General features: G+C 70.3%; 5 protein-coding genes. 4 read left to right on the top strand and 1 reads right to left on the bottom strand.

From position 1 onward, the window contains the following. Positions 1-44 precede the first annotated feature (44 nt). A complete protein-coding gene (gene pyk / locus ACFVX9_RS20775) occupies positions 45-1,475 on the bottom strand; it encodes a pyruvate kinase (RefSeq protein WP_380378737.1) in 1,431 nt (476 codons plus the stop codon). A 281-nt stretch (positions 1,476-1,756) separates the two neighbouring features. Between pyk and ACFVX9_RS20770 the strand changes: the two genes are divergently transcribed. From ACFVX9_RS20770 to ACFVX9_RS20755, 4 genes are all read left to right on the top strand, one after another. Continuing rightward, positions 1,757-2,833, top strand: a complete 1,077-nt coding sequence (locus ACFVX9_RS20770; RefSeq protein WP_063347154.1) for a hypothetical protein — start codon at positions 1,757-1,759, stop codon at positions 2,831-2,833. Positions 2,834-2,841: 8 nt separating this feature from the next. After that, positions 2,842-4,473 carry a VWA domain-containing protein gene (locus tag ACFVX9_RS20765; protein WP_380378739.1) on the top strand — a complete coding sequence of 544 codons (1,632 nt, stop codon included), beginning with the start codon at positions 2,842-2,844 and terminating at the stop codon, positions 4,471-4,473. Next, complete coding sequence (locus ACFVX9_RS20760) at positions 4,460-5,044, top strand: hypothetical protein (protein ID WP_387982902.1); 585 nt, start codon at positions 4,460-4,462, stop codon at positions 5,042-5,044. The genes ACFVX9_RS20765 and ACFVX9_RS20760 overlap by 14 nt, the downstream gene beginning before the upstream one ends. A 251-nt stretch (positions 5,045-5,295) precedes the next feature. Continuing rightward, the gene (locus ACFVX9_RS20755) at positions 5,296-7,128 is read left to right on the top strand and encodes a bifunctional metallophosphatase/5'-nucleotidase (protein ID WP_380334117.1); all 1,833 of its coding nucleotides are present in this window, start codon (positions 5,296-5,298) and stop codon (positions 7,126-7,128) included. Positions 7,129-7,240: the final 112 nt, after the last annotated feature.

Genomic DNA, 7,240 nt, shown 5'->3' with positions numbered 1-7,240 from the left:
ACACTTCCACCCCCCCCCCCCAGGAATCCCCGCCCCCGCTCCGGTCAGTTGTCCAGGGTCCCGACGTGGTGGACGCGGACGAGGTTGGTGGAGCCGGCGAGGCCGGGCGGGGAGCCGGCGGTGATGACGACGATGTCGCCCTTCTGGCAGCGGCCGAGCGACAGGAGGGCCGCGTCGACCTGTTCGACCATCTGGTCGGTGGTGGGGGCGAAGGGGCCGAGGAAGGTCTCGACGCCCCAGGTGAGGGCGAGTTGGCTGCGGACGGCGGGTTCGTAGGTGAAGGCGAGGACGGGGATGGGTGAGCGGTAGCGGGTCAGTCGGCGCGCGGTGTCGCCGGACTGGGTGAAGGCGATGAGGTATTTGGCGTCCAGGAAGTCGCCGATCTCGGCGGCCGCGCGGGCGACGGCGCCGCCCTGGGTGCGCGGCTTGTTGCCGGTGGTCAGGGGCGGCAGTCCGGCGGCGAGGATGTCGGTTTCGGCGGCCTCGATGATGCGGCTCATGGTCTTGACGGTCTCGACGGGGTACTTGCCGACGGAAGTCTCGCCGGAGAGCATCACGGCGTCGGTCCCGTCGAGGACGGCGTTGGCGACGTCGGAGGCCTCGGCCCGGGTGGGCCGGGAGGCGTTGATCATCGAGTCGAGCATCTGGGTGGCGACGATGACCGGCTTGGCGTTGCGCTTGGCGAGCTTGACGGCGCGCTTCTGGACGAGCGGGACCTGTTCGAGGGGCATCTCCACGCCCAGGTCGCCGCGGGCCACCATGATGCCGTCGAAGGCGTCGACGATGGATTCCAGGTTGTCGACCGCCTGCGGCTTCTCGATCTTGGCGATGACGGGGACGAGGCGCCCCTCCTCGGCCATGATCCGGTGGACGTCCTCGATGTCGCGGCCGCTGCGGACGAAGGAGAGCGCGATCAGGTCGGCGCCGGTGCGCAGGCCCCACCGCAGGTCGGCGACGTCCTTGTCGCTGAGTGCGGGGACGGAGACGGCGACGCCGGGGAGGTTGAGGCCCTTGTGGTCGGAGACGAGGCCGCCTTCGATGACGAGGCAGCGCACGCGCGGCCCGTCGATCTCGACGACCTCCAGGGTGACCCGGCCGTCGTCGACGAGGATGCGTTCGCCGCGGGTGACGTCCGCGGCGAGGCCGGGGTAGGTGGTGCCGCAGATGTCCTTGTCTCCGACGACGCCGTTGTCGGTGGAGATGGTGAACTCGTCGCCGCGTTCGAGAAGTACGGGGCCGTGGGCGAAGGTGTCGAGCCGGATCTTCGGGCCTTGAAGGTCGACGAGGATGCCGACGCTGCGGCCGCTCTCGTCGGCGGCCTTGCGGACGCGGCGGTAGCGTTCCTCGTGTTCGTCGTGGGATCCGTGGCTGAGGTTGAAGCGGGCGATGTCCATTCCGGCGTCGACCAGGGATTTGATCTGGTCGTACGAGTCGGTGGCCGGCCCGAGGGTGCAGACGATTTTTGCTCGGCGCATACTGCTGAGGGTAGGCATTACCGGCGCGTAACCACGACGCGGGTCCGGACGGCGGGATGACCTTTGCCGTAAGGCGAGTTGAACAATCTGACACATCCTCGGACCGGTGTGCGAGCACCTGCCCGGGTGCCGTCGCCGTCCGGCCTTCCGATGCGAACCCGTGAAGGGGTGTTCACCCTTGGTTCACCGCCGGTTCGGCCGCCGCTCCCCGCCCGGCGGGACGCTCGTCACCCCCGGGTGACCACCCGGACGACGTAGCGGACGAGGGGGAGGCGTTCGGCATGAGACGCACTCTGGGGGTGTTGGCGGCGTTGGCCCTGCTGGGCGGGGTGACGTACGCACTGATCCCGCAGGACGACCCGGGCGGCGACATCGTCACCGTCTCCGGCCTGATCGGTTCGGAGAAGCGCGACTTCTTCCAGGATCCGCAGGTCGTCGCCGAGTTGGCCAAGCAGGGCATGAAGGTGAACGCGGAGAGCATCGGCTCCTGGCTGATGGACGGCGACGCGAAGGACTTCGCGTTCCCGGCCAGTCAGCCGCCGGCCGACAAGCTGCGCGTGGACTGGAACATCAAGGAGGTCCCGGTCCAGCCGTTCTACTCGCCGCTGGTGATCCTCGCGCACCGCCCGGTGGCGGACGTCCTGATGGGCAACGGCCTGGCCACCCTGGACCATTCCACCGGGCTGTGGACGTTCCGGATGGACGCCTACCTGGCCGCGCTGAAGGCCGGCCGCACCTGGCCCGACCTCGCGGGCGCGACCGAGCACGCGGAGTTGAAGGGCCCGGTGTTCCTCACCACCACCGACCCGGAGACGTCCTCCTCGGGGGCGCTGCACATCGCCCTGCTGTCGTACCTGTTGAACAACCGCCAGGTGGTCTACGACCAGGCCGGGATCGACGCCACCAAGGACGTGCTGCGCACGGCGACCGCGATCCAGGGCGGCCAGAAGAGCAGCAGCGACGAGCCGTTCAAGGCCTTCCTGGCCGGGGTCGGCAATCCGCTGGTGCTCGCGTACGAGTCGCAGGCCGCCGCGATGGTGCTGAAGGGCGAGTCGACCGGCGACATGGTGGTGCTGTACCCGGACACCACCATCTACACCGACCACACCATCGTCGGCCGCACGCCGAACGGCCGGCGGCTGGCCGCCCAGCTGCACGACAACGCCGAACTGCGTCGGCTGGAGGCGAAGTTCGGCTTCCGTCCGCAGGACGACCCGGACGCCTTCGCCGCGCTGGTGAAGGGCAAGACCCCGGTCCTGGCGCCCAATCTCGCGGCGGCGAAGGTCAACCAGCCGCAGATTCCCGTGCCCGACATCCTGACCAGGCTGATCAAGGCCGCCAAGGGGAAGGCTCAGTGAACTCCCGGATGAAGAAGCACAGTTGGACGGTCGCCGCGCTGGCGACCCTGCTGGCGGCCGCCGCCTGCACCTCCACCCCGCCGGGCCCGAAGCCGTCCGACCCGCCGGCCACGACGGCGCAGCCGGGGGTGCTGCGGGTGCTGGCCGGCAGCGAGCTGCAGGACCTGGCGCCGATCCTGGAGGACGCCAGGAAGGCGACCGGGGTGACGGTGCAGTTCTCCTGGACGGGCTCGCTGGACGGCGCGGACGCGGTGTCCTCGGGCCGGGCGGACGGCAAGTACGACGCGGTGTGGTTCCCGTCCAACCAGTACCTGCGGCTGGACGACGCGGGGAAGTCGAAGGTGCTGTCGGAGACGCCGGTGATGGTGTCGCCGGTGGCGGTGGGGGTTCGGTCCTCGGTTCTCAACGAGCTCGGCTGGGGGGACGGTTCGAAGGTCTCCTGGGCGCAGATCGGGGATGCGGCGTCGGCCGGGAAGCTGGCGTACGGGATGGCGGACCCGTCCCGGTCGAACTCGGGCTTCTCGACGCTGGTGGCGGTGGCGTCGGCGTTCTCGGGTGCGGGGGCGGCGCTGACCGAGGGGGACGTGCAGAAGGCGGCGCCGCAGTTGAAGCAGTTCTTCACCGGCCAGAAGCTGACGTCGGGTTCCTCGGGCTGGCTGGCGCAGGCGTACACCCGGGCGGAGCCGGGCAAGGTCGGGGCGCTGGTGAACTACGAGTCGGTGCTGCTGTCGGTGAACAAGTCGCTGGCGGCGGACCAGCAGTTGACGGTGATCCGCCCGGTGGACGGGGTGGTGTCGGCGGACTATCCGCTGTCGTTGCTGTCCTCGTCCGCGCAGCGGGAGCGGGACTCCTTCCAGCGGTTGACGGCGTACCTGTTGAAGGAGGACGTGCAGAAACGGATCTCCGAGGTGACGTTGCGCCGCCCGGTGGCGCCGGGGGTGTCGCCGGCGGCCGGGCTGCCGGCGGACCGGCGGCGGGAGCTGCCGTTCCCGGGGAGCCGGGCGGTGGCGGACGGGCTGCTGGCCTCGTACCAGAACGAGCTGCGGCGGCCGTCGCGGACGGTGTACGTGCTGGACACCTCGGGGTCGATGGAGGGTTCGCGGATCTCGGCGCTGAAGTCGGCGCTGGGCCGGTTGACGGGGGCGGACGACACCCGGGCGGTGCGCCGGTTCCGGGACCGCGAGGAGGTGACGCTGATCTCCTTCGCGTCGAAGGTGAAGTGGGCGAGGACGCACGCGGTGCCGGCCTCGGGGAGCAAGCCGGGCCCGGAGGCGGAGCTGGCGTCGATCAACGCGGACGTGCAGTCGCTGGCGGCGTCGGGGGGTACGGCGCTGTACGACTCGCTGGAGGAGGCGTACCGGGTGATCGACCGGCAGCAGTCGGCGGCGGGGGACGACCGGTTCACGTCGATCGTGCTGATGACCGACGGGGAGAGCAACGAGGGGGCTTCGGACGGGGACTTCAAGCGGTTCCACGACGGGCTGCCGTCCGGGCAGAAGTCGATCCCGGTGTTCCCGATCAAGTTCGGGGAGGCGGCGGTGGGCCAGTTGCAGGGGATCGCGGACGTGAGCGGCGGCAAGCTGTTCGACGGGTCGGGTTCGCTGGACGGGGTGTTCGAGGAGATTCGTGGCTACCAGTGACGGGTTGGGCCGGCGGGTGCTGCGGTACCTGGAGTCGGCCCGGAACCTGGTCGGCTGCGGGGGCGGCGCGGTGGGGCTGGGGCTGCACTTCGCCGGGCTGGGCGGGGCGTGGTGGCCGGCGGTGGTGGCGGGGCTGTACGGGGCGGGCGCGCTGCTGACGCCGGGCCCGCGGACGGAGCCGCCCGTCGTCCTGCCCGTCGTCCTGCCAGTGGAGCCGCCCGTCGTCCTGCCCGTCGATCCGCTGGTGCCGCCGCTGCCGCCGACGCCCAGGCCGGAACCGGAGCCCGCTCCGGAGCCCGCACCGCGGCCCGATCCCGAGCTCGCGGCGCTGGCCGACTACCTGGCCACGGTGCCGCTGCCGGATTCGGCCGGTGTGGCGGGCCTGTTGACGGCGCTGGGCGCGACGGAGCCGGGGCCGGTGGCCGAGGAGATCGTGCGGCACCGGCTGCCGGTGGCGGTGGCCGGCTACCTGCGGGCGCTGACCTGGCGGCCGTGGGCGGGGCCGGACGCGCCGGACCCGGAGGCGGAGCTCGGCCGCGAGGTGCGCCGGCTGGTCGCGGAGCTGAACTGAGGGGCCTGCCTGAAAAAGCCCAGGCAGGCCCAGGCCGGAACCCCTTACCACCCCATCCTCCGCGCACCCCCGTCACGAACGAGTCGCCAAGATCTCACCTGCTGGAAACGTCGGAGGGCTATTCACCGGCCGGGCCCGCACGGCACACTTCTACGCGCGTCCTTCTACGCGCGTCGATGCGCGTCGGCACGCCACCCGAACACCAGTTGACGGTCCATCGGCCCGTCAGTCCCCACCCGGGAGAGTCGTCCATGCCCCTGAACCGCCGTGACTTCGTCACCCGGTCCGCCGCCACCGCCGCCGGCGCCGCCCTGACCGGCGGAGCAGTCGTCGCCGCCGCCCCCGCCGCCGTGGCCGCCGAGCCGGCTCCGGCGGCCGCCAAGGGCAAGCGCAAGGGCCGCAAGCAGGCCTTCACCGTCATGGGCACCACCGACCTGCACGGCCGGGTGCTCAACTGGGACTACTTCACCGACGCCGTGTACGCCGACAAGGCGCACAACGACGTCGGCCTCGCCAAGATCTCCACCCTGGCCAACCAGGTCCGCGAGGAGAAGGGCTGGGACCGCTGCCTGCTGATCGACTCCGGCGACATCATCCAGGGCACCCAGCTGACCTACTACTACGCCCGGATCGAGCCGATCGCCACCGACGGCGACAACGTGCCCGACCACCCGATGGCCGTCGCCATGAACCTCATGGGCTACGACGCCGCCGCGCTCGGCAACCACGAGTTCAACTACGGCATCCCCACCCTGAAGGCCTTCGAGGACCAGCTGGAGTTCCCGCTGCTGGGCGCCAACGCGCTGCACGCGAAGAATGAGAAGCCGGCCTTCAAGCCGTACGTGATCAAGGAGGTGTGGCTGGACGAGGACACCCCGCTGAAGGTCGGCATCCTCGGCCTCACCAACCCGGGCATCGCGATCTGGGACAAGGCCAACGTCACCGGCAAGATGGTCTTCCCGGGCATCGTCGAGACGGCCGCCAAGTACGTGCCCCGGATGAAGGCCGCGGGCGCGGACGTCATCGTCGTCTCCGCCCACTCCGGCATCGACGAGCCGACCACCTACGGCGACCAGCTGCCCTGGCCCGAGGACGCCTCCGGTGAGATGGCCGAGACCGTTCCGGGCATCGACGCGGTGCTGGTGGGCCACACCCACAAGGAGGTGGCGCAGCGGCTGATCGTCAACAAGAAGACCGGTAAGACCGTGGTGCTCTCCGAGCCGCTGTGCTGGGGCCAGCGCCTGAGCTGCTTCGACTTCGACGTCGAGTTCGCCGACGGCGCGTGGAAGGTCCTCTCGGTGTCCTCGCGGGTGCTGAACTCCAACACCGTGCCGGAGAACCCGGAGATCGTGGACGCGCTGACCGAGCAGCACAAGAAGGTCGTGGCGTACGTCAACCAGCAGATCGGCACCTGCAAGACGGACCTGTCGATCGCCGAGGCGCGGTTCCGGGCGACCCCGATCATCGACCTGATCGGCCGGGTGCAGGCGGACGCGGTGAAGGCGGCGCTGGCGGGCGGGCAGTACGCCAACCTGCCGGTGCTGGCGCAGGCGGCGCCGTTCAACCGGACGGCGCTGATCCCGGCGGGCCAGGTGAAGCTGCGCGACGCGGCGGGTCTGTACATCTACGAGAACACCCTGGAGGCGCGCGTCCTGACGGGTGCGCAGCTGAAGGACTACCTGGAGTTCTCGGCCAAGTACTACAACCAGCTGGCCCCGGGCGCGCCGGTCGACAAGGACGCGCTGACCGGTGCGGAGACCACGCCGGACTACAACTACGACTCGCTGTACGGGCTGAGCTACGACATCGACATCGCGCAGCCGAAGGGCCGGCGGATCGTCAACCTGTCGTTCCAGGGCAAGCCGATCGACCCGGCCGCGCAGTTCGTCCTGGCGGTCAACAACTACCGTGCCAACGGCGGCGGCAACTTCCCGCACGTGGCGCAGGCCAAGCTGGTCTGGTCGAACTCGGACGAGATCCGCAACACGATGATCGCCTGGGTGAAGGCCAAGGGCGTCATCGACCCGGCCGACTTCTTCACCGACTCCTGGCGCCTGGTGCGCGCCGGCCAGCCGGTGTTCTGAGCACCCCATTCGAAGGCCGTCGGGGGTGGGAAGAAAACCCCCCTCCCACAACCCCCTTTGCGTTTTTGGGGGGAGAAGAGGGGAAACAAGGAAAGTTCCCATCCCCCCAATC

The organism is Kitasatospora sp. NPDC058243, from assembly GCF_042882025.1.
Taxonomy (GTDB): domain Bacteria; phylum Actinomycetota; class Actinomycetes; order Streptomycetales; family Streptomycetaceae; genus Kitasatospora.
The sequence above is the reverse complement of the archived record's forward strand: the minus strand, read 5'-3'. Positions and strand labels throughout refer to the sequence as shown.

Excerpts from the sequence above, each read along its gene's own strand:
- ACFVX9_RS20765 (WP_380378739.1), top strand. The coding sequence starts at position 2,842 with ATGAAGAAGCACAGTTGGACGGTCGCCGCGCTGGCGACCCTGCTGGCG.
- ACFVX9_RS20755 (WP_380334117.1), top strand. The coding sequence starts at position 5,296 with ATGCCCCTGAACCGCCGTGACTTCGTCACCCGGTCCGCCGCCACCGCC.
- pyk (WP_380378737.1), bottom strand. The coding sequence starts at position 1,475 with ATGCGCCGAGCAAAAATCGTCTGCACCCTCGGGCCGGCCACCGACTCG.
- ACFVX9_RS20770 (WP_063347154.1), top strand. The coding sequence starts at position 1,757 with ATGAGACGCACTCTGGGGGTGTTGGCGGCGTTGGCCCTGCTGGGCGGG.